This is a genomic window from Muribacter muris, from assembly GCF_004569585.1.
GTDB classification, from domain to species: Bacteria; Pseudomonadota; Gammaproteobacteria; order Enterobacterales; family Pasteurellaceae; genus Muribacter; species Muribacter muris.
Map to the genome: position 1 here is coordinate 91,208 of NZ_SPPA01000006.1, position 23,794 is coordinate 115,001.

At 42.8% G+C, this 23,794-nt stretch carries 25 protein-coding genes; 10 read left to right on the forward strand and 15 right to left on the reverse strand.

Annotation, left to right across the window (positions count from 1 at the left end):
• The first annotated feature begins 51 nt into the window (after positions 1 to 51).
• From rdgC to E4T80_RS04095, 3 genes are read left to right on the forward strand one after another with little or no spacing between them, the layout of a single operon-like run.
• The gene (gene rdgC, locus E4T80_RS04085; protein ID WP_135055199.1) at positions 52 to 960 is read left to right on the forward strand and encodes a recombination-associated protein RdgC; all 909 of its coding nucleotides are present in this window, start codon (positions 52 to 54) and stop codon (positions 958 to 960) included.
• A 1-nt stretch (position 961) separates the two neighbouring features.
• Positions 962 to 2,221 (forward strand): multifunctional CCA addition/repair protein, encoded by a 1,260-nt coding sequence (locus E4T80_RS04090; RefSeq protein WP_135055234.1) that lies wholly within the window; start codon positions 962 to 964, stop codon positions 2,219 to 2,221.
• Entirely contained in the window at positions 2,199 to 2,738 is a 540-nt protein-coding gene (locus E4T80_RS04095; protein WP_135055201.1) for a DUF924 family protein, read from the forward strand. The genes E4T80_RS04090 and E4T80_RS04095 overlap by 23 nt, the downstream gene beginning before the upstream one ends.
• 316 nt (positions 2,739 to 3,054) lie before the next feature.
• Here the strand turns inward: E4T80_RS04095 and E4T80_RS04100 are convergent, their stop codons facing one another.
• Positions 3,055 to 3,342 carry a type II toxin-antitoxin system YafQ family toxin gene (locus E4T80_RS04100; RefSeq protein WP_228064882.1) on the reverse strand — a complete coding sequence of 96 codons (288 nt, stop codon included), beginning with the start codon at positions 3,340 to 3,342 and terminating at the stop codon, positions 3,055 to 3,057.
• A 3-nt stretch (positions 3,343 to 3,345) separates the two neighbouring features.
• The gene (locus E4T80_RS04105; protein ID WP_135055203.1) at positions 3,346 to 3,636 is read right to left on the reverse strand and encodes a type II toxin-antitoxin system RelB/DinJ family antitoxin; all 291 of its coding nucleotides are present in this window, start codon (positions 3,634 to 3,636) and stop codon (positions 3,346 to 3,348) included.
• 798 nt (positions 3,637 to 4,434) lie between these two features.
• Between E4T80_RS04105 and E4T80_RS04110 the strand changes: the two genes are divergently transcribed.
• Complete coding sequence (locus E4T80_RS04110) at positions 4,435 to 5,400, forward strand: glycosyltransferase (RefSeq protein ID WP_233437160.1); 966 nt, start codon at positions 4,435 to 4,437, stop codon at positions 5,398 to 5,400.
• 43 nt (positions 5,401 to 5,443) lie between these two features.
• Here the strand turns inward: E4T80_RS04110 and iscX are convergent, their stop codons facing one another.
• From iscX to E4T80_RS04165, 11 genes are all read right to left on the reverse strand, one after another.
• On the reverse strand, positions 5,444 to 5,638 hold the full coding sequence (iscX, locus tag E4T80_RS04115) for a Fe-S cluster assembly protein IscX (RefSeq protein ID WP_047976159.1): 195 nt from the start codon (positions 5,636 to 5,638) through the stop codon (positions 5,444 to 5,446).
• The gene (gene fdx / locus E4T80_RS04120) at positions 5,638 to 5,979 is read right to left on the reverse strand and encodes an ISC system 2Fe-2S type ferredoxin (RefSeq protein ID WP_047976158.1); all 342 of its coding nucleotides are present in this window, start codon (positions 5,977 to 5,979) and stop codon (positions 5,638 to 5,640) included. The genes iscX and fdx overlap by 1 nt, the downstream gene beginning before the upstream one ends.
• A gap of 85 nt (positions 5,980 to 6,064) precedes the next feature.
• Positions 6,065 to 7,918, reverse strand: coding sequence for a Fe-S protein assembly chaperone HscA (hscA, locus tag E4T80_RS04125; RefSeq protein WP_135055207.1), 1,854 nt, complete (start codon positions 7,916 to 7,918; stop codon positions 6,065 to 6,067).
• A 17-nt stretch (positions 7,919 to 7,935) separates the two neighbouring features.
• A complete protein-coding gene (locus tag E4T80_RS04130; RefSeq protein WP_135055209.1) occupies positions 7,936 to 8,571 on the reverse strand; it encodes a DUF2625 family protein in 636 nt (211 codons plus the stop codon).
• Positions 8,572 to 8,573: 2 nt separating this feature from the next.
• The gene (gene hscB / locus E4T80_RS04135; protein ID WP_135055211.1) at positions 8,574 to 9,089 is read right to left on the reverse strand and encodes a Fe-S protein assembly co-chaperone HscB; all 516 of its coding nucleotides are present in this window, start codon (positions 9,087 to 9,089) and stop codon (positions 8,574 to 8,576) included.
• Between the two features lie 8 nt (positions 9,090 to 9,097).
• The gene (gene iscA, locus E4T80_RS04140) at positions 9,098 to 9,421 is read right to left on the reverse strand and encodes an iron-sulfur cluster assembly protein IscA (RefSeq protein ID WP_047976153.1); all 324 of its coding nucleotides are present in this window, start codon (positions 9,419 to 9,421) and stop codon (positions 9,098 to 9,100) included.
• An 18-nt stretch (positions 9,422 to 9,439) separates the two neighbouring features.
• A complete protein-coding gene (locus E4T80_RS04145; RefSeq protein WP_135055213.1) occupies positions 9,440 to 9,865 on the reverse strand; it encodes a hypothetical protein in 426 nt (141 codons plus the stop codon).
• A 190-nt stretch (positions 9,866 to 10,055) separates the two neighbouring features.
• Entirely contained in the window at positions 10,056 to 10,439 is a 384-nt protein-coding gene (gene iscU / locus E4T80_RS04150) for a Fe-S cluster assembly scaffold IscU (protein WP_047976151.1), read from the reverse strand.
• A gap of 63 nt (positions 10,440 to 10,502) precedes the next feature.
• On the reverse strand, positions 10,503 to 11,723 hold the full coding sequence (locus E4T80_RS04155) for an IscS subfamily cysteine desulfurase (RefSeq protein ID WP_047976150.1): 1,221 nt from the start codon (positions 11,721 to 11,723) through the stop codon (positions 10,503 to 10,505).
• A 36-nt stretch (positions 11,724 to 11,759) separates the two neighbouring features.
• Positions 11,760 to 12,212: an Rrf2 family transcriptional regulator gene (locus E4T80_RS04160; protein ID WP_047976149.1), complete on the reverse strand. Its 453-nt coding sequence runs from the start codon at positions 12,210 to 12,212 to the stop codon at positions 11,760 to 11,762.
• Between the two features lie 153 nt (positions 12,213 to 12,365).
• The gene (locus E4T80_RS04165) at positions 12,366 to 12,650 is read right to left on the reverse strand and encodes a YfcZ/YiiS family protein (RefSeq protein WP_135055215.1); all 285 of its coding nucleotides are present in this window, start codon (positions 12,648 to 12,650) and stop codon (positions 12,366 to 12,368) included.
• A gap of 241 nt (positions 12,651 to 12,891) precedes the next feature.
• On the opposite strand from E4T80_RS04165, the gene E4T80_RS04170 reads away from it, so the two are divergent.
• The gene (locus E4T80_RS04170; RefSeq protein WP_135055217.1) at positions 12,892 to 14,289 is read left to right on the forward strand and encodes a porin; all 1,398 of its coding nucleotides are present in this window, start codon (positions 12,892 to 12,894) and stop codon (positions 14,287 to 14,289) included.
• Between the two features lie 236 nt (positions 14,290 to 14,525).
• Here the strand turns inward: E4T80_RS04170 and E4T80_RS04175 are convergent, their stop codons facing one another.
• On the reverse strand, positions 14,526 to 15,416 hold the full coding sequence (locus E4T80_RS04175) for a LysR family transcriptional regulator (protein WP_135055219.1): 891 nt from the start codon (positions 15,414 to 15,416) through the stop codon (positions 14,526 to 14,528).
• Between the two features lie 344 nt (positions 15,417 to 15,760).
• On the opposite strand from E4T80_RS04175, the gene topA reads away from it, so the two are divergent.
• From topA to E4T80_RS04200, 5 genes are all read left to right on the forward strand, one after another.
• Positions 15,761 to 18,367 (forward strand): type I DNA topoisomerase, encoded by a 2,607-nt coding sequence (gene topA / locus E4T80_RS04180; RefSeq protein ID WP_135055221.1) that lies wholly within the window; start codon positions 15,761 to 15,763, stop codon positions 18,365 to 18,367.
• A gap of 318 nt (positions 18,368 to 18,685) precedes the next feature.
• Positions 18,686 to 20,323: a class I SAM-dependent DNA methyltransferase gene (locus E4T80_RS04185; RefSeq protein WP_135055223.1), complete on the forward strand. Its 1,638-nt coding sequence runs from the start codon at positions 18,686 to 18,688 to the stop codon at positions 20,321 to 20,323.
• Entirely contained in the window at positions 20,316 to 21,602 is a 1,287-nt protein-coding gene (locus E4T80_RS04190; RefSeq protein WP_135055225.1) for a restriction endonuclease subunit S, read from the forward strand. Before E4T80_RS04185 ends, E4T80_RS04190 begins: the two co-directional genes overlap by 8 nt.
• Positions 21,599 to 21,916, forward strand: coding sequence for a hypothetical protein (locus tag E4T80_RS04195; RefSeq protein WP_135055227.1), 318 nt, complete (start codon positions 21,599 to 21,601; stop codon positions 21,914 to 21,916). The genes E4T80_RS04190 and E4T80_RS04195 overlap by 4 nt, the downstream gene beginning before the upstream one ends.
• Before the next feature lie 254 nt (positions 21,917 to 22,170).
• Positions 22,171 to 22,647 (forward strand): hypothetical protein, encoded by a 477-nt coding sequence (locus E4T80_RS04200; RefSeq protein ID WP_135055228.1) that lies wholly within the window; start codon positions 22,171 to 22,173, stop codon positions 22,645 to 22,647.
• A gap of 406 nt (positions 22,648 to 23,053) precedes the next feature.
• Here E4T80_RS04200 and E4T80_RS04205 read toward each other — a convergent pair whose 3' ends face one another.
• Positions 23,054 to 23,542 (reverse strand): transposase, encoded by a 489-nt coding sequence (locus E4T80_RS04205; RefSeq protein WP_135055230.1) that lies wholly within the window; start codon positions 23,540 to 23,542, stop codon positions 23,054 to 23,056.
• Positions 23,543 to 23,794: the final 252 nt, after the last annotated feature.

The window sequence follows — 23,794 nt, forward strand, 5'->3', positions numbered from 1 at the left end:
CTGATTAGCGTAAAATAGAGCTATTTTACGCTATCGCAACAGGATTGATAAATGTTTTGGTTTAAAAATGTAATGATTTACCGCTTAACCACCGAGTTAGTGCTTGACAGCCAGACCTTAGAGGCGCAGTTGCAACAAACTAAATTCAGCCCTTGTCAGCAAAGTGATATGAGTAAGTTCGGCTGGTCAAGCCCTTTGCCAACCAGCGAGCTGCTCCATTTCTCGCAAGGTAAACAGTTTCTGCTGCTCTCCCATAAAGAAGATAAATTGCTGCCGGCGCAGGTCGTAAAAAAAGAGACGGAAAACCGCATTGCAACACTGGAGCAAAAAGAGCAACGTGCGTTGAAAAAAACCGAAAAACAGGCGATTAAAGATGACGTCATAGCAACCTTGCTTCCCCGTGCGTTCAGTAAACATCAATTTACGCCGATTTGGCTTGATCTCGATCGTCAAGTTGTCTATGTTGATGCCGGTTCGGCAAAACGGGCGGAAGATACCCTAGCACTATTACGGAAAACCCTCAACTCATTACCGGTTGTACCGCTTTCATTTAATCTTTCACCAAGTGAAATAATGACAAACTGGGTGGCAAAAGGGCATACACCGAGTTGGCTCACCTTGTTGGAAGAAGCGGAATTAAAATCCTTTGAAACAGACAGTGTAATCCGCTGTAAACGACAAGATTTGGAAAGTGAAGAAATTACCCAACATTTGCAAGCGGGTAAATTCATCACCAAACTTGCAATGGAATGGGAGAGCCATTTTACATTTGTACTGAACGAAGATGCGACCCTTAGCCGTATCAAATTTGCCGATGAAGTACGGGAGAAAAATGACGATATTCTCAAAGAAGATATTGCCCAACGCTTTGATGCCGATTTTCTGCTGCTAACCGAAGAACTCCGCCTATTTACCCAAAAACTCACCGATGAATTTGGCGGCATTAAAGAGCGAATTTAAGATGCACATTTATTTAGTCGGCGGAGCGGTGCGAGATGCATTGCTTGGTTTACCTGTCAAAGATCGGGATTGGTTAATCGTGGGCAGTACCCCTGAAAAGCTGTTAGCACAGGGCTATCAGCAGGTAGGCAATGATTTTCCCGTTTTTCTCCACCCTCGTACAAAAGAGGAATATGCTCTCGCCCGCACCGAGCGCAAAAACGGTACAGGCTATTGCGGATTTATATGCGATTTTTCCCCCGATGTCAGCCTTGAGCAAGATTTGATCCGCCGTGATTTGACGATTAACGCCTTGGCTCAGGATCAAGACGGTACGGTTCACGATTTTTATGGCGGGATAGCGGATTTGGAAAACCGCATACTTCGCCACATTTCCCCTGCCTTTGCCGAAGATCCGTTGCGTGTCTTACGGGTTGCCCGTTTCGCCGCTCGCTATCACGCATTAGGCTTTCGGATTGCGCCGGAAACGGTAAATTTAATGGCGGAAATGACCGCTTGCGGTGAACTAAACCATTTAACCGCCGAACGAGTATGGTTGGAAACCCAAAAAGCCTTTGCGACACCAAGCCCGCAAATCTACTTTGAGGTGCTACGTCAAGTCGGTGCATTAGCAGTGCTTTTCCCCGAAGTCGATGCGCTATTCGGCGTACCTCAACCGGAACAACACCACCCCGAAATCGACAGCGGCATTCACACCTTAATGGTGATCGAACAGGCAAACTCATTGGCAACCCAAGCCACCGATCCTGACAGCATACTGTTTGCCGCCCTTTGCCACGATTTAGGCAAGGCATTAACGCCGAAGGATATTTTGCCCCACCATTACGGACACGAAAAAAGGGGCATTCCCCCTACCGCACAGCTGGCAAATCGGCTCAAAATGCCAACCCATTTAAAAGATTTTGCCAAATTAGTGGCAGAGTACCACACTCACAGCCATAAAATAATGGAGCTGCGCCCAAATACCGTGATTAAACTCTTCAATGCACTGGACGTTTGGCGTAAGCCCGCCCGCTTTTTCGATTTCCTGCTCGTATGTGAAGCAGACAGCAAAGGGCGGCTTGGCTTTGAAAATAGAGCGTATCCGCAAGCTGACTACGCGAAACAGCTTTATCGGATTGCCAGTGCGATTGATGTGAAAAGTGTGATCGAAGACGGCTTTCAACACGCTACCATTCGCACAGAATTAGATAAACGGCGAGCCTTCGCCATTAAACAATTTAAACAGGATAGACTAAATGCGCCCACAGACCGTACTTGATTTTTGGTTTACTGAAATTACCCCGGCCGATTGGTTCGACAAAAGCGCTGACTTGGATCAACAAATTCGTACACGCTTTTTAACTCTAACAGAAGCGGCTGTCAAAGGTGAATTATTTGCGTGGCGAAAAACAATCGAAGGACGGTTGGCGGAAATCATCGTTTTAGATCAATTCTCCCGCAACTTATGGCGGGATACACCGCAGGCATTTGCCCAAGATTCAATGGCAATCGCGCTAGCACAAGAAGCGGTAACCCACCCTGATTATGAAAAATTGCCACCGATACAACGTAAATTTATTTTAATGCCGTATATGCACTCGGAATCGGCACTGATTCACCAATATGCCGTGCCGCTGTTCCAAGCGTTGAATGACAATTATACGTTGAATTACGAGCTAAAGCATAAGGTCATCATAGACCGCTTCGGGCATTATCCCCACCGTAACGGGATTTTAGCTAGAACATCAACTGAAGAAGAAATCGCCTTTTTAAACCAGCCCAATTCGTCATTCTAACTCAATACAAGCGGTCGATTATGATCGCTTTACAAAAAGCCGGTATTATGTAGCAAATGCACAAAAATAAACATTTTAACAAGAATGTAGGGATTGTGTCCCGCAGGGCTGAAAACAATATTTATTTCAATACTTTTTATTGTGTTTTATTTATGTTTACATAAACAAAAAGGTGGAAAAACCGCCTTTTTGCACTCTCCTAGTTTTAACAGGAAAGCTCAAGTAATGATAGTATATTTCGTTATGGATTATAATGTGTTATCACTACTTGACTCCCCACGCTTTCAAGCGAGGGGGAATTAAATCTTTTTAAAATTTAACCGAAAATATCGGAATGAGAACTAACTCGTATTAAATATAGTATATTATTTTCAATCTTATAGATAAGAACTAGATCACTGAAGATATGGCAATCTCTATACCCTCTCAAGCTATTCTTCAGGGCATGATCTTTATATTGCACTGGCAACGCTTGCCCTTGACGCAAACAAGAAAACACCTCACCCCATTCTTTCGAGGTGATAATTTCAACCCCTAACTTAGCACAGTCCCTTTTAAAATCTTTTGTCGGAGCTATGCCTTTAATCTCACAACCATTAGCCAAATTTTACTCCTTATCACGATATTGTGATAACAGTTGAACAATATCTGTATCTGCTGACACAGGAATAATTTCAACCTCATCACTTTCAACCTCAGCCATTGCACGCAATGTTTTTTCGTTTGGTTGTAAATAGTCTAGGTTTACAGGTACTGTTTTAGTTTTTGCAATCTCAGTTAAAAACAGATTAAAAACCTGAGAAGGTGTAAATCCATATTGTTCTATAATTCCAAATGCCTCCGTTTTTAAACTTTCAGTCAATCTAAAACTGAAAGATGCGTTATTAATTGTTGCCATATTGTTCTCCTAAACCTCTCTGATGTTAAGCATAGCTCATTAATAGAGAGGATTTCTCCTCTGTTGATACTTAATTCATTCATTGCTTGCTTAACTGAATGTAATTCATTGCAATGACACACATAGTATACACAATTTGTAATTCATTGCAAGACTTTTTTCTGATTTCATTAGGCAAATAAAAATTATCCTTAGAAATAATAAGGTTCAACATAAAACTATGGATGGTCGAGCCAGTTTTGTCCCTTTGGGTACGTATTGATAAAATGTGAATAGCCTGCTGGATAAACAGATTGCCCTGCGTTAGTTCGCTCACCGTAGGCTCGCCCCGAAAAAATTTAGCTAGTTTTTTTCGGTTAAAAGCCCGCTATCGCATTTTATTTTTAGGTTCGTTTCCAATCCTAAAAAGCCCCGCCTTTGCCCTGCGATAGACTAAAATCATATAAGGTAATCCGTATCAGTCCGCTAATGCGTTTTCTCATTCCTCATACTTACAAGGGACACACTGCGTGTGTCCCTTCTAAAAATCAAGTTATTTCAATAGGTTAAAATCCGAACACACGCAATGTGTCCCTACAAACGAACAAAAAACAACTTTGCGCAACGGCTACATAATCAGATATTATGCACAGAAAAGATTAGCGGATATTTAAATTTCAAACCAAACAACAATATCGCTTGTACGTTACACCACTATTATAAAACGCCATTAAACTAAACTATCGAGGATATAATAATGCCAAACCAACCAACCAACCAACCAACCAACCAACCAACCAACCAACCAACCAAATTAGTATAAGTTTTGTTGTCCCCGTTTACAACGTAGAAAAATACCTTGCCGAATGCTTAGATAGCCTTGTCTCCCAAACGATAGATAAAGAAATCATTATCATCAATGACGGCTCAACGGACGGTAGCCTTGCGATTGCGGAAGATTACTTTTCCCGTTACCCCTTTATCACACTCGTCAATCAACATAACAGAGGCTTATCCGCTTCTCGCAATGTCGGCTTAAAAATGGCACGAGGAAAATATATCTATTTCATTGACTCCGATGATTACCTGATTGAACGAGATTTCGAACTTTTACTCAATTTAGCGGAGCAACACCAAGTCGATGTACTCAACGGCTTACGCAGACATTACCACGATAATGATCAATCAAGTTACGTTCGCCCGCCCGAATCACCTCATCTTACTCAGCATAATCAAGGTGATCTCACCGACGGCGCAACCCATTTGCATCGAATGTTAAGCAGAGATTGGGCGCCCGGCGTGCATTACAGCATTTTCCGAACAGCATTTCTCATCGAAAACAGCATTGATTTTCCAGAAGGATTAACCGCTGAAGATGCACTGTTTACAGTGGACGTTTATACCACCAAACCGGACGTCAAAGTAATGGAAGTCAGCCGAGAGTTTTACTGTTATCGCCAACGGGAGAATAGCATTACCACTACCCTAACACACGCCAAATTCTTCACCGATATTTTCGCAATTTGTCAGCATTTATTCCGCCGTGTTGAAAAATACGATAACAAGATTACCCAAGCACAAACTAACCTTGATGATGAACAAGTCTCTAAATTACAACAAATCAAACTGGACATTATCCGTGTTATTGCGATTAGTTACGGCATAGCCTATCGCTATCAATACTTAAAATTTTCGCCTGAACTACAACAACACGTCCGCCATTACTTTACCCCGCAAATCACCCAATTTATGCAACAGTTTTTGGGGTATGAGGTGAGTTTGTAAGCTTTTCTTAGATATAAAAAAGGACACTTTCGTGTCCTTTTCTTTACTCATACTCTTCCAACCAAATGGTTAAAATTGCTTCGAGAATATGTTCGTTAGAACCTTCCGGATCATCGTCAAAATCTTCCATTTCGATGATCCATTTGTGCATATCGGTAAAACGTACGGTGGTCGGGTCTAAATCCGGATTCATATCGTACAGGTTTTCCGCAATCATTCGGGTGTCAGTCCATTTCATTAGTGTGCCGCCTCATTTGCGTGGTTAAGGTTATATTTCGGAATTTCAACAACAAGGTCTTCTTCGCCGACGATACATTGACAAGACAGACGACTGTCGATCTCTAAGCCCCACGCTTTGTCTAACATATCTTCCTCTTGATCGGAGGTGTCGTTGAGGGAATCAAACCCTTCACGAATCACCACGTGGCAGGTGGTACAGGCACAGGAACAATCGCAGGCGTGATGGATTTCCACACCGGCATTGTGCGCCACTTCCAATAAGTTATCACCCGTTTGGGCTTCCACAACCATACCCTCAGGGCAAAATTCTTCGTGCGGAAGAAAAACAATTTTTGGCATAATATCCTCTTTTATGTGAATCACTCAAGCGGTCGGATTCGGTGGAAAATTTGCAAAAATTTTGCCGTTTCAAACCGCTTGTCTTTTAAATAATCTCATCAACGGCTTTGCCCGCTAAGGCTTTTTGAATGGATAAGTTCATCCGTCTTGCCGCAAATACTTGGGTGGCATTGTCGAGGGTTTTAATCCCCTGCTGAATGGCAAAGCGATCCGTGCCTTGCTTCAAGTTAATCAAGTTTTGCAACTCGGCTTCAATCTGCTTAAATTCGTCTAACGATAACAGTGCCTCGCCGTCTTCTCTCAAGGCAATAATCACGCTGTCAATCACTCTGTCGGCTTCAACACGTTGCTCGGCAAGCTGACGGGCTTCCATATCCTGCTTGGCATTGGTCATTGACGAGCGGATCATTTCGGTAACTTCATCATCGGTTAAACCGTAAGACGGCTTAATTTGAATCGAGGCTTGCACTTTGGTCGATTTCTCCATCGCCGTAACGCTCAATAGCCCGTCCGCATCGACTTGATAAGTAACCCGAATATGGGCAGCCCCTGCGACCATCGGCGGAATACCCCGTAAGGTAAAGCGACCGAGTGAACGGCAATCTTCCACCAATTCACGCTCACCCTGTACAACGTGTACGCTCATTGCCGTTTGCCCGTCTTTAAAGGTGGTAAATTCCTGCGCTTTAGCAACGGGGATAGTGGTATTGCGTGGAATAATTTTCTCTACCAAACCACCCATTGTTTCAATCCCAAGGGATAACGGCACAACATCAAGCAATAACATCTCCGCATCAGGCTTATTGCCGACCAAAATATCCGCTTGAATTGCAGCACCGAGTGCAACTACTTTGTCCGGATCGATCGAAACCAGTGGCTCACGCCCGAAAAATTCGCCCACTTGCTCTCGCACATAAGGCACACGGGTTGCACCGCCGACCATCACCACCTGTTGCACCTCATCGGCAGCTACCCCCGCATCTTTCAATGCTCGGCGGCAGGTCAGCAACGATCGTTTCACAAGCGGTTGGATCAGCGTATTAAATTGCGAACGGCTCAGTTCACCCTGCCAGTTTGCAAATGTCAGTGGATAACTGACCACTTGCGATAGTGCCACTTTGGCTTGATTGGCAAGGGTTAACAGTTCACGCTGTTCACTGGCGGTTTGAGGCTGTACCCCCGATTGTTCACTGATCCAACGGGCAATCAGATGATCGAAATCATCGCCGCCTAACGCCGTGTCTCCGCCGGTCGCTAACACTTCAAATACGCCTTTACTCAAACGTAAAATGGAAATATCAAATGTGCCGCCGCCTAAATCATAAACGGCAATTACCCCCTCTTGCCCGCTGTCTAAGCCGTAGGCAATTGCTGCGGCGGTCGGTTCGTTCAGCAAACGTAACACATTCAATCCGGCTAAACGTGCCGCATCTTTGGTACTTTGGCGTTGGGCATCATCAAAATATGCCGGCACGGTAATCACTACGCCGGACAATTCACCAGCTAAATGCTGTTCTGCAAGCCGATTCAATGCCATTAAAATATCGGCGGAGATTTCAATCGGGCTTTTATTGCCTTGTGCCGTTTGAATCAGCGGTAAGCCGTTTTCACTGGCGATAAACCGGTAAGGTAAATCGGGATAGCGTTGTTGCACATCTTCAAGGCTACGCCCGATCAAACGTTTCACCGAAATCACGGTATTTTGCGGATCACTGCTTGCGTTAGCAAAGGCGTTGCGCCCTACGCTTTTCTCACTTACACCGTAATGCACCACCGAAGGCACAAGCGCATTTTGTTGTTCATCAAGCAATACCTGTGCTTGCCCGCTGCGCACTGTCGCCACTAAGGAATTGGTTGTGCCTAAATCAATCCCCACCGCTAATTTTGCTTGATGCGGTGCCGGGCTTTGATTCGGTTCGGAAATTTGAAGTAGTGCCATTTATCTTATCTCTTTGTCTAATTTACCGCATAGCCCATATCGTCAGGAGCAAATGTGGCTTGGTAATGTCGTTCTATCGGCTGTGTTTGTTTTGTTTCAGGGTGAATAACTTGGCTGCCGTTAAGATTAGCGATATCCTGCTGCCAGCTTTGCCAACGTAAGCCGTGGTAAAAACCGGCTAAATCTGCCGTTAATGCCCAGCCGAGAAATTGGGAATAATTTAAGCCGATGCTTTCCCACGCGTGTTTTTTCGGGGAATAGTAGTAAATCATTCCGATTTTGTCCCCTAAACCGCCACCGTTTACGGCGAAATAACCGCCGATAGCATCATCGGCAACCAATAAATAGAGCGGGCGTTCGCCGGCAGATTCAAAGGTTTTGCCGAAATTCCACTCAAACAGTCCTCGTGGTAGTTTTTCACTGCCAGAGCCGATTAAACGTAACCAGCCGTGATCCACTAAGATCCCGCCGGTTTCATAGACCACTGCCCCCAAAGGCATTTTGGTGGAAAGTTGCATTCCGACCAATTCCTTGCCGGCATTTTCAACATCTTTCGGCAAAATTTGATAATGATTATTCGCCTGCTTAAACCAACCCTGAATAATCGCCCAAACGCTATTCTCTTTATCAATCAGTTGCTCTAGATCTTTCATCGTTAATCTAATAATTGTTCTTCGATACGTTCAATTTCCGCCATTAACTTTTTAATAAAACGGAGTTTATCGGCGATTTCGGCCGCTTTCTGCCACTGTTGCGCATTGAGAGCTTGTTCCATTTCAGCAAGTAACCGTTGGTTTTCTTTGTAGATTTCGCTGCTGAAAGCAGTGAGTTTCACCTCATTTTTTGCAATTTCAATGCTTTCAAGCTGCTCCCGCCATTCCAGTTGCTGCATCAAAAATGCCATATCTTTTTGGCTTTTTTGCTCTAAATCCTGTACTTCACCTGTGTGAATGCGGATAATCGCTTCCGCCCGTAAAATCGGATCTTTTAAAATGTGCAACGCATCGTTGATTTCCGCCGATTTTTGCATTGCCAACCGCTGTTCTTGCGCGGAATGCGCCGCAAAATTATCGGGGTGTAGCGATTTTTGTAGGCTTAAATAACGGGCAGATAATTGCGATTTATCCAATGAAAAGGCAACCGGCAAATCAAAAAGTGCAAACGGGTTCATATTTTCCTCTACACATTGAAACTTTCGCCACAACCGCATTCGTTTTTAACATTCGGGTTGCTGTATTTAAAGCCTTCGTTCAAGCCCTCTTTAACGTAATCCAACTCCGTGCCGGCGAGGTAAACCAGACTTTTTTCATCGACAATCACTTTTACGCCGTGTTGTTCGAAGACTTGATCGTCCTCGTTAAGTACATCAACAAATTCAAGCACATAAGCTAGCCCTGAACAACCTGACGTTTTTACCCCAAGGCGTAAGCCAATCCCTTTTCCTCGATTTTCTAAGAATGTTTTTACCCGATTAGCTGCGGTTTCTGTTAATGTTATTGACATATTTTCTCCTAAAACATATTAAAGAACCATTAGTAAGAATGGCAATCCAAACCCAATCAACGTCAGTCCTGACGATAAAGCAATGATCCAAAATGGCTTTTTAATACATTCTTGTTTCAATAATAAATAACCAATGCCGGATGTTATAAATGCTCCAATACTATTTATGGGATAAAAGATTAACCAAAGCCCGATTTGTTCGTCTTTATCCAAATTTGCAATAAATAGGTGAAAACCAAAATAAATAACTAAAACAGTCAATCCTGCACCCGTTACTGCATTTTGACTAATCCCAGCATAGAGAATACAGGCAAAGAATACCGGAACGCTCAAAACTAAAACCGAAAATACATCTAATTCACGGCTTAAATAAAAGGAATGCAATACTGGAATGAATACAGCAAAAACTACGCTCAAAATTGCAATATATTTTTCTGATTTCATCGGTATTACCTAATATTTAGATGCTAATAAATTTAATACTCCCGATAAACACTATGATTATCTATATTAACCGTATAAAACAATCGTAAAACAGATAGACTAAAGGGGTAATAAAGAATAATAAAATTACCCCTTATTTATCTATGACCTATTTTGCAAAAAACAGGTCATATCTCACCGCTTGTTGCGGTTATTTTGCGTTTTTCTCTTTATAATCGGCAATCGCTGCTTTAATTGCATCTTCTGCAAGGATTGAGCAGTGCACTTTTACCGGCGGTAATTCAAGTTCTTCTGCAATATCACTATTTTTGATTTGCGCCGCTTCGTCTAATGATTTGCCTTTTACCCATTCGGTAATCAATGAGCTTGATGCAATTGCAGAGCCGCAGCCGTACGCTTTAAAGCGCGCATCTTCAATAATACCGGCATCATTCACTTTGATTTGTAAACGTAAAATATCGCCACACGCCGGTGCGCCGACCATACCGGTACCGATATCTGCCGCTTCTTTATCGAATGTGCCTACATTGCGTGGGTTTTCATAGTGATCGATCACTTTATCGCTATATGCCATTTTAAAATTCCTCTTAATTTGAATATGGACGCAGGCTGTGCGTCCCAACTTTTATCGCTAAAATTAGTGGTGATTCCACTCGATTGCGTCTAAATCTACGCCGTCTTTAAACATTTCCCATAATGGTGAAAGTTCACGCAATTTCACCACTGCTTTCTTCACAATTTCAATTGTGTGGTCGATCTCTTCTTCCGTTGTCCAACGACCGAGAGAGAAACGCAGAGAGCTGTGCGCCAATTCATCATCACGACCGATTGCACGCAATACATAAGACGGCTCAAGGCTGGCAGATGTACAAGCAGAGCCCGATGAAACCGCAATATCTTTAAGGGACATCATCATTGACTCGCCTTCAACAAAGTTAAAACTAATGTTGAGGTTACTGTCCACACGTTTACCCGCTTCCATTGAACCGTTCACATAGACTTCTTCCATATCTTTGAAGCCGTTGTAAAGACGATCACGTAACACTTTAATGCGTGCCATTTCGCTTGCCATTTCTTCTTTCGCAATACGATAGGCTTCACCCATTCCCACAATTTGATGAACCGGCAATGTACCTGAACGCATACCACGTTCGTGGCCGCCGCCGTGGATAATCGCTTCTAAACGGACACGTGGTTTACGGCAAACATATAAACCGCCGATCCCTTTCGGCCCGTAAAGTTTATGGCTTGAGAAGGACATTAAATCTACATTTAATGCGTGTACGTCCACCGGAATTTTACCGACACTTTGCGTCGCATCAACGTGGAAAATGATTTTCTTGGCACGGCAGATCTGACCAATCTCGGCGATCGGCTGAATCACGCCGATTTCGTTATTAACGTGCATAATGGAGACTAAAATCGTATCCGGACGAATTGCCGCTTCAAATTTAGCCAGATCAATTAAACCGTCTTCTTCCGGTTCTAAGTAGGTTACTTCAAACCCTTCACGCTCAAGCTGACGGCAAGTGTCTAACACCGCTTTATGCTCGGTTTTGCAGGTAATGATATGTTTACCTTTTGTTTGATAAAAGTGTGCCGCACCTTTAATCGCTAAGTTGTCCGACTCCGTTGCACCGGAGGTAAACACGATTTCACGGGAATCGGCATTGATTAACTCGGCAATTTGATTACGAGCCACATCAACCGCTTCTTCCGCTTCCCAACCGAACTTGTGTGAGCGAGAGGCTGGATTACCGAAGATACCTTCTTTGGTCATATAATCCATCATTTTTTTCGCTACACGCTCGTCCACCGGACAGGTTGCAGCATAATCCAAATAAATTGGCAATTTCATTTTAACTCCTAACTAAACAATAGGTTTTTTAATAAATCAATCGATATGGTGGCGAGAATGACAATGGGATTGCTCACAATCGTGATCCCGATTTTCTTCTACCAACTCGGCAAGGGTGATCGTATGTAGAAACTGCTCAATTTGCGTTTCTAACCGCTCCCACAATGAATGGGTTAAACAACGGCTGTTATTGCTGCAATTTCCACTGCCTTTGCATTTTGAAACATCAACACTTTCGTTTACGGCGGTAATAATCATTCCTACGGTGATCTCTTGCGGCGATTTACCCAACTGATAACCACCGCCCGGTCCTCTCACGCTCTGCACCAACCCTTCTCGGCGCAGTTGTGCGAACAGTTGTTCTAAATAAGAAAGGGAAATTGCCTGACGTTCGGAAATATCCGCTAGGCTTACCGGAAATGTTTGTCCGTGTAATGCAATATCTAAGATTGCAGTTACCGCATAACGACCTCTTGACGTTAATTTCATCTTTGTGCCTTCGTTCAAGAAAGTGAATGTTATTGATCAGAATTCTATATACCCTACTAATTTAGTCAAGAATTTTAGCAAGGTTTTTGAAAGGTTTTATAAATAAATTAGATAGTTTTCATTACTAAAAACTATCTAAGTACTGCCGAGCACTTAGCGGGTCGATAATTGAAAAATCATCGTTTCCGCTTGGCAGCTAAAATCAAAACGGGCAACCAGTTCATAACCGCCCTCAACCGCTTTAATTTCACTGCTGATCTCGCACGGTTCGGACTCCGCCGCTCTGGCTTTTTCGGTTAAATATGCAAGAGCCGCTTCGGCATCGGCTTGGCTGGCATAGACTTGGCTGAAATCGACCGCACATTCGCTGTTATCGATAATCGTGCCGACATCAACACAACAGCAAGCGGGCGTTTCATTTAATTTGCATTCAGTCATTTTGTACCTCGTAATGTGTTAAAAATTAAACGGGGCTTATTTTACTCCCCTCTGCCGCTAAGTTCAAATTATCCCTAAAACTTTTCTGTCTAACTGGTCGGAACACTGCCGGTTTCGGCGGATTTTCATTGATTTCTGAGGCTAGCCCCGTAGAATGCCGCCCGTTTATCTTAAACGCTAAAGCGGTTTTGCATACTTTGCCGAGCAACTAACCGCTTACATTATCTAAGAGGATTACCTAATGACCAAATTTACCAAAACCCTCCTTGCCTCTCTTGTTAGCTTGAGTGCCGCCGGCGCAAACGCCGCAGCATTCCAGTTAGCTGAAGTCTCTACATCAGGCTTAGGGGCGGCATACGCAGGGAATGCGGCAGTGGCAAACGATGCGTCTGTTATTGCAACCAATCCCGCACTAATGACCCAATTCAAACAAACGGAAATTTCCGTTGGCGGCGTATTAGTTGATGGCAAAGTCGATGTTACCGGCACAATGGGAACAACCGTAAACGGCAACTATGTCGCCCTTGCCGATGCGTCTCACAAAAATGTCATTCCTCGTGGCTTTATTCCTAACCTCTATGTCGTTGCACCGATTAACGAGCGTTTTGCCATCGGGGGCGGAATGAACGTCAATTACGGCTTAAAGTCAAAATATAATCCAGATTACAATGCAGGTATTTTCGGGGGTAACACTGAATTAAAAGCAATCAACTTGAATTTAAGCGGCGCTTACAATTTAGGCTACGGCTTTAGTCTTGGTGCAGGCTTAAATGCAATCTATTCACAGGCAGAAGTCATTCGTCATTTAGGCTTTTCCGGTAAGGCCTTGGCACAACGTCTTAATACTGCCGCTCAAAACCCACGTCTTGCCCCGCTTGCCGCACAACTTAATACCGCTGCTGCAACCCTTGCACAAATGCAAAACGGCACAGAAATTTCCCGTTTAAGCGGTGATGAATGGAGCTTTGGGTGGAACGCCGGATTAAGCTACGACATCAATGAAAGAAACCGTATCGGTGTGGCTTATCACTCTGCGGTGAATGTGAAATTTAAAGGCGACTATTCTAATGCGTTCCCAACGCAATTTAACCCGTTAATCAACCAACTGTCTGCAATGGGCGTTGCCTTACCGCTTAGCCAAGCAACAGGCGGCGAACGCATTCCGGGGCGTTTAACCTTACATTTGCCGGCGTACTGGGAAATTTCTACTTACCACAAATTAACCGACAAATTCGCAATGCAATTTAGCTATAAACGCACCGAGTGGTCAAAATTCAAGAAATTAGAAGCGTACGGTCAATCGGGCAATGTGCTATTCAGTAAAGCGGAAAATTACAGCGACTCATCACGTATTGCAATTGGTGCGTCTTATGATGTCAGCGAAGCATTAACCTTGCGTGCCGGCTTGGCGCACGATGAAAATGCGAGTATCAACAACCCGTCCATCTCCATTCCGGATACGGATCGCACTTGGTACTCTCTCGGTGCAACTTATCGCTTTACGCCAAGCCTATCGACCGACATCGGTTTCGCCCATCTAAGAGGCTCGAAAAACCGCTTCAACGAAGATGGCCGCGGCGTGTTTGAAGTCAAATCGAAAGCAAACCTCTACGGATTGAATATCAATTATAAATTCTAATCATCATTAGCGGACGCCAATATGGCGTCCGTTTATTTATGGTTTTGAACGATTGCATATTATATAGAAATTTTAACAGAATGTAGGGACACACTGCGTGTGTCCTTTATACAAATCAAATTATTTCAATAGGTTAAAATCCGGACACACTCAGTGTGTCCCTACAAGCAAACAAAAAACAACTTTGTGCAACGGCTACATAATATTGCAAATTTCCCTGCCAAACTCACCGCGTGTTATAGATCCGCTTGATGCTTTTTCACTAACCCTTCAAAAAAGGCAATCGCCGCTTTCACTTTGGGTGAAAGATAACGGCGGTTCGGGTACAGTAAACTAATATCCAAAGGCGACTGTTGGCTATGGGGCAAAAACGGCACTAACGCCCCGCTTGCCAGTTCATCTTTCACGAGAAATTTCGGAATTAAAATCACGCCTAAACCGTTTTTTGCCATTTGCACCAACGCATAGCCGTTATTACTCACTACTTTGCCCGGCGGCTTAAATTTTACGCTGTGTCCGTTTTCATTAAAATGCCATACCGTTTGGCTTTCATAAAGTAAGCACTGATGTTGCTGCAACGCCAACGCCGTTTGTGGCGTACCGAATTTGGCGAGATAATCGGGGGCAGCCACAATAATATGTTCGGACACCCCAATCCGCTTGGCGATAATCGAACTATCCTGCAATTTGCCGATGCGTAACACCAAATCGTAGCCTGCCGAAATCAGATCCACATAGCGATCGGAAAAATCCAACTGTAATTGCAACTGCGGGTGTTGTGCCAAAAATTCATTGAGATGCGGCGCAATAAAGCGAGAACCGAAATCCAACGGCACGGAAATCGTGAGTTTGCCTTGCAAATGAGTGGTTAAATCGTGCATACAATCCTCAGTTTCCGCCAGCTCGGCGAGAATTGGCAAGCAACGTTGATAATAAAACATCCCTGCTTCGGTTGGGGTAATTTTGCGCGTGGTACGTTGCAACAGCCGCACGTTCAAATGCGCCTCCAACTGTGCGACTAATTTACTCGCCATTGCCAGCGACATTTGGCTCTGCTCGGCGGCTTTAGTAAAACTTTGCTGCTCAATCACCTTGCAAAAAATTTGAATTGCGTTGAGTTTATCCATATCTGCTCCCTATTCACAATGTCTATTAGTTTAACATAAGCGCATTTTGCTTGGGAAAAACGGCTGATGCCGTGTATCACCTTAAATCTCACGCTATGATAAAGATGTTCGGTTACTTAAATATGAAAACGCCCATCGTTTTTGGCTCATTGCAGAAAAACAAGAAAAACCGACCGCTTGTCATACCCGCCGGATAAAATTATGTACAGTTGCACGATTTTCCCGCCCTCGATATTGTTTTTTTAGAATCCCTTGCTATTATCTATTAGATTTTATCTTTCTTTTTAAAATGCGCATAAAAATCATACAAATGCGACTTTTTCATCTTCATTAGGGACTACTCAATGGGAAAATCATTAGTAATTGTGGAATCGCCGGCCAAAGCCAAAACAATTAACAAGTATCTCGGCAGCGATTTTGTGGTGAAATCCAGTGTCGGTCATATTCGGGATTTGCCGACCGGCAGTAGCGGCGAAAAAACCGAAAAAGCCAAGCCGATCTCGACCAAAGGTTTAAGCGCCGAGCAAAAAGCCGAACTTAAAGCACAAAAAGAACGCACCGCATTGGTTAAACGAATGGGGATCGACCCCTACCACGATTGGCAAGCCACTTACCAAATCCTCCCTGGTAAAGAAAAAGTCGTTTCAGAACTCAAATCCCTCGCCAAAAAAGCCGACCATATCTATCTGGCAACCGATTTGGATAGAGAGGGAGAAGCAATTGCGTGGCATTTGCGGGAAGTGATCGGCGGCGAGGACGACCGTTTCAGCCGTGTGGTGTTTAACGAAATCACCAAAAATGCGATCACCCAAGCGTTTGAAAAACCGGAACATCTTAATATGGATCGGGTAAACGCCCAGCAAACCCGCCGCTTTTTAGACCGTGTGGTCGGCTTTATGGTCTCACCACTGCTGTGGAAAAAAGTGGCCCGCGGCTTATCTGCTGGACGGGTACAATCTGTCGCCGTCAAATTATTGGTGGAGCGGGAACGGGAAATCAAAGCCTTTCAGCCGGAAGAATTTTGGGAAATTTTTGCTCAAGCCAACGCTGCCGCAGGGGCGTTAAACCTTGAACTGACCCACGCCAAAGGTAAAAAATTCCACGCTAAAAATCAAAAACAGGCACAACAGGCGGTCGAAGCCCTGCAACAATCGCCTTTTATTGTCAGTGATATTGAACAAAAACCAACATCATCGAAGGCAAAACCGCCGTTTATCACCTCAACCCTGCAACAAGCCGCCAGTACCCGCTTAGGGTTTAGCGTGAAAAAAACGATGATGTTGGCGCAACGTCTCTACGAAGCCGGCTACATCACCTATATGCGTACCGATTCAACCAATCTTAGCCAAGATGCACTGACAATGGCTCGCCACTATATTCAAACCCAATTTGGCGAAAAATACTTACCGGCAAAACCGAATTTCTACGCCAGCAAAGAGAAAGCGCAAGAAGCGCACGAAGCGATCCGCCCGTCTGATGTGAATCTGAAATCCGGTGATTTAAGCGGAATGGAAAAAGATGCGGAACGGCTCTACGATTTGATTTGGCGACAATTCCTCGCCTGCCAAATGCCGCCGGCACAGTACGATTCCACTAGCGTTACCGTTACCGCCGGCGATTACGAATTAAAAACCAAAGGACGTGTACTGCGTTTTGACGGCTGGACGAAAGTATTAGCCATTCAAGGCAAAACCGCCGAAGATCAAGTATTACCTCCCCTTAGTCTCCACGAAGAATTAGCCTTGCAAGCGGTCAATCCGAGCCAACATTTTACCAAACCGCCGGCACGTTACAGCGAAGCGGCATTGGTTAAAGAGCTGGAAAAACGGGGCATCGGCCGCCCTTCTACCTACGCCGCCATTATTTCCACCATTCAAGAACGTGGCTATGTGCGGGTGGAAAACCGCCGCTTCTATGCAGAAAAAATGGGCGAAATCGTAACCGATCGCCTCAATGAATCCTTTAGCGATTTAATGAACTACGATTTCACCGCCAATATGGAAGATACCCTCGACCAAATCGCCTCCGGCAACAGTAATTGGAAAGCCGAGCTTAACCGCTTTTTTGCCGATTTTTCCGAAAAACTGACCACCGCCGAGCTGAACGAATTGGAAGGCGGAATGAAGCCGAATCATTTAGTCGAAACGGACATACATTGCCCAACCTGCCAACGCCCGATGGCGATCCGCACCGCCAGCACCGGTGTATTTCTCGGCTGTACCGGCTATGCCCTACCGCCGAAAGAACGCTGCAAAACCACAATGAATTTAATCGCCGAAGCAGAATTGCATAATGTACTGGACGAAGATTCCGAAACCAACGCCCTAATGCAACGCAAACGCTGCCCGAAATGCGATACCGCAATGGACAGTTATGTGCTTGATCCGCAACGCAAAATTCACATCTGCGGAAACAACCCGAACTGCGAGGGCTATTTGGTCGAAGAAGGCAGCTTCAAAATCAAAGGCTATGACGGCCCGATTGTCGAATGCGATAAATGCGGGGCGGATATGCACCTCAAACTCGGACGATTCGGCAAATATATGGGCTGCACAAATTGCGATAACACCCGCAAAATCCTCAAAAACGGCGAAGTTGCACCGCCACGGGAAGAACCGGTGCATTTCCCCGAACTCAAGTGCGAAAAATCCGATGCCTACTTTGTGCTACGAGACGGCGCAAGCGGTGTATTTATGTCGGCACATAACTTCCCGAAATCCAGAGAAAGCCGAGCGCCGAAAGTGGCTGAACTGGCACAATTCCGTGATCGTCTGCCGGAAAAGTTACGCTATTTAGCCGATGCCCCACAGTACGATCCGGAAGGCAACGACGCAATCGTCCGCTTTAACCGTAAAGAAAAACGCCAATACGTTACCGCCGAAAAAGACGGCAAAGCAAGCAAATGGCTTGTGGATTATCTGGACGGAAATTGGGTGGAACGTAAAAAATAACCGTTTCATAAAACGAATAAAGGCGTTCTGGATTTCTCGCTTACAGATACTGCCTACATCCAAAATTCAGCACCACGATATACTATCGCAAAGGGCACACGCAGTGTGCCCCTACTGTGGTATAAAATGCCGGTTCATAAAGCAGCCAAAGAAATGCCAAATGTATCACTTGTAGGGGCGCACTGCGTACGCCTAAAATCCATATTCACAAGTACCGTATTTTTACGATCGTTGATATAAAAGGAAAAACGTTATAATGCCAACAGCCAACAGCCAACAGCCAACAGCCAACAGCCAACAGCCAACAAAAATGTTGAAATTTTAGCCACTCAACAAGCCTTTCTTAACGAGCTAGACTCTCGCCTTTGGAAAGCCGCCGATAAATTGCGTCAGCAACTGGACGCAGCCAACTACAAACACATCGTTTTAGGCTTTATCTTCCTCAAATACGTTTCCGACAGTTTCCTTGAACAACGCCAAAAACTCACCGCCCTATTTGCCGATCCGCAATCAGAACTCTACCTCGACCCAGCCATTTATAGCGAGGACGACCTCAAAAATGAACTGGAAGAACGGGACTACTACGCCCAAGATAACATCTTCTGGGTACCCGAAGCGGCACGTTGGGATAACATCAAAGCCGTTGCACAATATAATATCGGCGATGAACTGCCGTGGGGCGCAAAATTTGGCGGTGTCGCCAATTTGATTGATGCTGCCTTTGAAGCGATTGAGCAAGACAACCCAAAACTCAAAGGCAAAATTCAACGTATCGCCGGCTATAAAGTCCAAGCGGATACCCTAATCGGCTTGGTCGATCTCTTTTCCGATACTCACTTTAGCCAACCGACCTTTGACGGCAAACCAGTGCATCTCGCCGCCAAAGATATTCTTGGCCACGTTTACGAATATTTTCTTGGACAATTTGCTCTCGCCGAAGGCAAGAAAGGCGGGCAATACTTCACCCCAAAATCCATCGTTACTCTGATTGTCGAAATGCTTGAACCTTACGAGGGCAGAATTTACGACCCTGCAATGGGGTCGGGCGGCTTCTTTGTGCAAACGGAACGTTTTATCGAAAGCCACCAAGGCAAAACCCCGCACGGTAGCCGCAATAAAAATATTGCTATCTACGGGCAAGAATATAATCCGACCACTTGGCAGCTTGCGGCAATGAATATGGCGATCCGTGGGATTGAGTTTGACTTCGGCAACCAAAACGCCGACACCTTCACCAACCCGCAACATCTCGACAAGAAAATGGATTTTATAATGGCAAACCCGCCGTTTAATATGAAAGAATGGTGGAGTGAAAGCCTCGCCCAAGATCCCCGTTGGCAATACGGCACACCGCCGGCGGGCAATGCTAACTTTGCGTGGCTGCAACATATGATCTACCACCTCTCGCCTAAAGGTAGAATGGCACTATTGCTTGCTAACGGCTCAATGTCGAGTAACACCAATAACGAGGGCGAAATCCGCAAAAATATTCTGCGAGCGGATTTGGTCGAAACAATGGTTGCCTTGCCCTCTCAACTGTTTACTAACACCCAAATCCCTGCGTGTATCTGGATTTTAAACAAAGCCAAAGCCCGCAAAGGCGAAGTACTCTTTATTGACGCCCGCCAAATCGGCTATATGAAAGACCGTGTCTTGCGGGATTTCACCCCTGACGATATTGCCAAAGTCGCCCAAACCTACCACAGTTGGCAAAAAGCGGACGGCTACCAAAACCAAGCCGCCTACTGCTACTCGGCAACCTTGGACGACATCGCCAAAAACGATTACGTTCTCACCCCCGGCCGCTATGTCGGCACCGCCGAACAAGAAGACGACGGCATACCTTTTGCAGAAAAGGTGCAACAACTGACCGCTCTTTTAAATGAACAATTTAAACAAAGTGCGGAATTAGAAGCGAAGATTAAGGCGAATTTAGGAGGATTGGGGTATGAGTAAATTAACAGAAATTGCAGAATTAAATCCTAAAAGATCTTTGGCTAAAGGAACATTAGCTCCGTTTATTGAAATGGCATATCTCCAAACAAATGCAAGGGATCTGTCTAAAATTAGCATCAAAAAATTTAACGGAGGAGGAAGCAAATTTCAAAATGGGGATACCTTATTTGCAAGAATAACACCTTGTTTAGAGAATGGAAAAACGGCAAAAGTGTCAGGCATTGAAAATGATAGAGTTGCTCACGGTTCGACAGAGTTCATTGTTATTTCAGCAAAAGAACCTGAATATGATGAAGATTATTTATACTATTTGGCAAGATTACCCGAATTTCGTAAATATGCGGAAAAAAGAATGGAAGGAACATCGGGGCGACAACGTGTTTCTTGGCAATCTTTAGCCGAATTTAATTACAATTTCCCTCCAAAAGAAATGAGGAAATTAGCTGGTGAAATTCTCAAAGTATTTGATGATAAAATCCAACTCAACACCCAAATCAACCAAACCCTAGAAAATATCGCCCAAGCGATCTTTAAAAGCTGTTTTATTGATTTCGACCCTGTGCGAGCGAAAGCCACTGCCCTTGCGGACGGCTTAACGCCCGCACAGGCAGAACGTGCCGCAATGAGCGTGATTTCCGGCAAAAATCCCGCCGAACTTGACCGCTTGCAAGCCGACCACCCCGAGCAATACCAGCAACTTCTAGCACTCGCCCAAGCCTTCCCAAGCGAGTTTGAAGAAATTGAAGGATTTGGGGACGTGCCGAGGGGGTGGGGAGTGAAAAAAATTGAAGATGTCATCAAGAAAATCCCAGTAGGTAAAAAATATAGCCAAAAAACAACTTTTTCTGAAGGTCTAGTTCCTGTTTTAGACCAAGGGAAATCGGGCATTATTGGCTATCACAACGATAAAGCAGGGGTAAGAGCGAGTATTGAGAACCCTGTCATTGTTTTTGCTAATCATACTTGCTATATGAGATTAATTAGCTATGACTTCAGTGCTATTCAAAATGTTTTTGCTTTTAGAGGGGAAGAAACAGATATTTATTGGACTTATTTAGCCACATACGGAAAACAAGAATTTACTGAATATAAAGGGCATTTTCCTGATTTTTTAATTAAAGAAATTGTTGTTCCAAATGTAGAGCTAACAGAATTATTTGGACAGATAGTAAAAGAGAGTTTTTCTAAAATTGCTATGAATGATATAGAAAATTCTTTTTTAACTAAAATTAGAGATAAATTACTACCTAAGTTACTGAATGGGGAGATTAAGGTATGAATAATGAAAAATTAGTAAAAGAGATCTATAGTAATTGGCAAGCATGTCAATCTGATCTTTTAAGAATAAAAAGAAATTTCAATAAAGCTTTTGAGAAAAGATGTGCAGAGATTAATAGAGGGTTTCTTATAGCATTTTTATCAAAAATACCTGAGAAAGATTTAAAGACAATAAATAATATTCTAATCGAAATCAGAAAAATTTATGGTTCTAGCCCATTCTGGGTGAATAGTGATGAGTTTGACCTAGATGATGATAAAATCAATGACATAGAAAATAAACTATTAGAAATGATGATAAAATCAATGACATAGAAAATAAACTATTAGAAATAGAGAAAATATTCTATCAAAATGGCTTTTCAGTAATTAAAGATTTAATTATAGAAACTGATAATATTTTTAATGAATTAAAAGAATCTTATAAAAATAAATATCAAGAACTAATAACATATCTAAAAAATCAAGATCTTGAAAATGAATTATATAAAACTTTCCAAAAGGAAAAATGCAAAGCAACTTGTTATCAAATAACATATATATTTTTATTTTTTATAGTTATTATCTTTATGTTCTTTATTGGATTAAGCTTTTTATATAAAGATTTACTCGGTCTTTTTCTAGAAAAAATAATTTGTAATTTTACCACAAGTAAACATATATTATTAACTAGTATAGATTTTAATAAAGAACCATATGTTGCGTTTCTTTCAAAAATGATATTATTTTTCCCATTAACCTGGTTGGCTATTTTTCTCTCAAAAAGAATATCAGAAACCACAAAAATTAAGCAGACATATCTACATAAAGAGGTTGTATCAAAATCGTATGTTAACCATCTAAATTTTATAACTAAACATTATAGCCCTGAGAATGAAGAAATTAAACAAAGTTTAACATCTGTTGCTATTTCTGCATTAGGGTTTAACCCTGCCTTATTATTAGAAAAATCAACTTCAGAAAAAATTCCTATGGAGGAATTATTATTAAAAATAATAGATAATGCAAAATTAAATAACTCCTCTATAAAAACTGATAAGGAATAGTTATAACGGACGCCAGCATGGCATCCCTACACACAATGGGAAATAATATAACGATGAGAAATAAATCATATTTTAAATAGTCAGAAAAACGTTTTATTTGTAACACTGATATGTAGGGACGCCACGCTGGCGTCCGTACAAAATCATTCGTAAGAATAAACTGTTTAGGTATATATTTAATAAAAATAATCTTTATCCAAATTTATTACATTATTTTCGATATGTTGATAAATGTTTTGGGCACACACAGTGTGCCCCTACGGCATTATAAGATTAAATTTGATATTCAATCTATATATTTATGGCTAGGTTAAAGAGCTTACACATTAAACAAACCCAATAACGAAGTATTTGTAGGGGCACACTGCGTGTGCCCAATATGATAAATAGTGAGAAATATAAAAAATTAAAAGAAACGATCTTGTTGCCAATTTATAACGTTATTTTCAATATAATCATAAATTTTTTGGAAGGATTTTTCATCACGGATAATATGTTCATAATAGCTACGCTGCCATTTAAATACGATATTTTTATGTTTAGCATAGCTTGATAATGCACATTTTATCCCACGAATAATGGACGATAAATTTTTACGTTGAGCACCAAAATAATGCTGATGTCTGTCAATATCCGAATTTAATATAATAATACAATGGAAATGATTAGGCATTATGATGAAAATTGGAATATCAATATAACTATCGGGGCGAACAAGCGGTGTGTTTTGGATAATTTTTTGTAACGTAAAACCCAATGGGGATAAATACATTGTTTGATGGCGTATTTCGCCGAAATAATGCGTTTTATTTTTTGTGCATACAGTAACGAAATAACAACCGTTTTGGTATGAATTCCAAGTTACCCGATTTGTTTTGCGGTTTGATGTTTTCATCATTTATCCTTTTATTTGAATGGGGTTGATCAATGGGCGCACGCAGTGAGCCCCTACGGCACGATGAAATAAAATTAAATATTAGATATTTATATAAAATTAAATAATTTATATTCAATAAAACCAATATCAACGTATTTGTAGGGGCGCACTGCGTGCACCCACAGCACGATGAAATAAAATCAAATATTAGATATTTATATAAAATTAAATAATTTATATTCAATAAAACCAATATCAACGTATTTATAC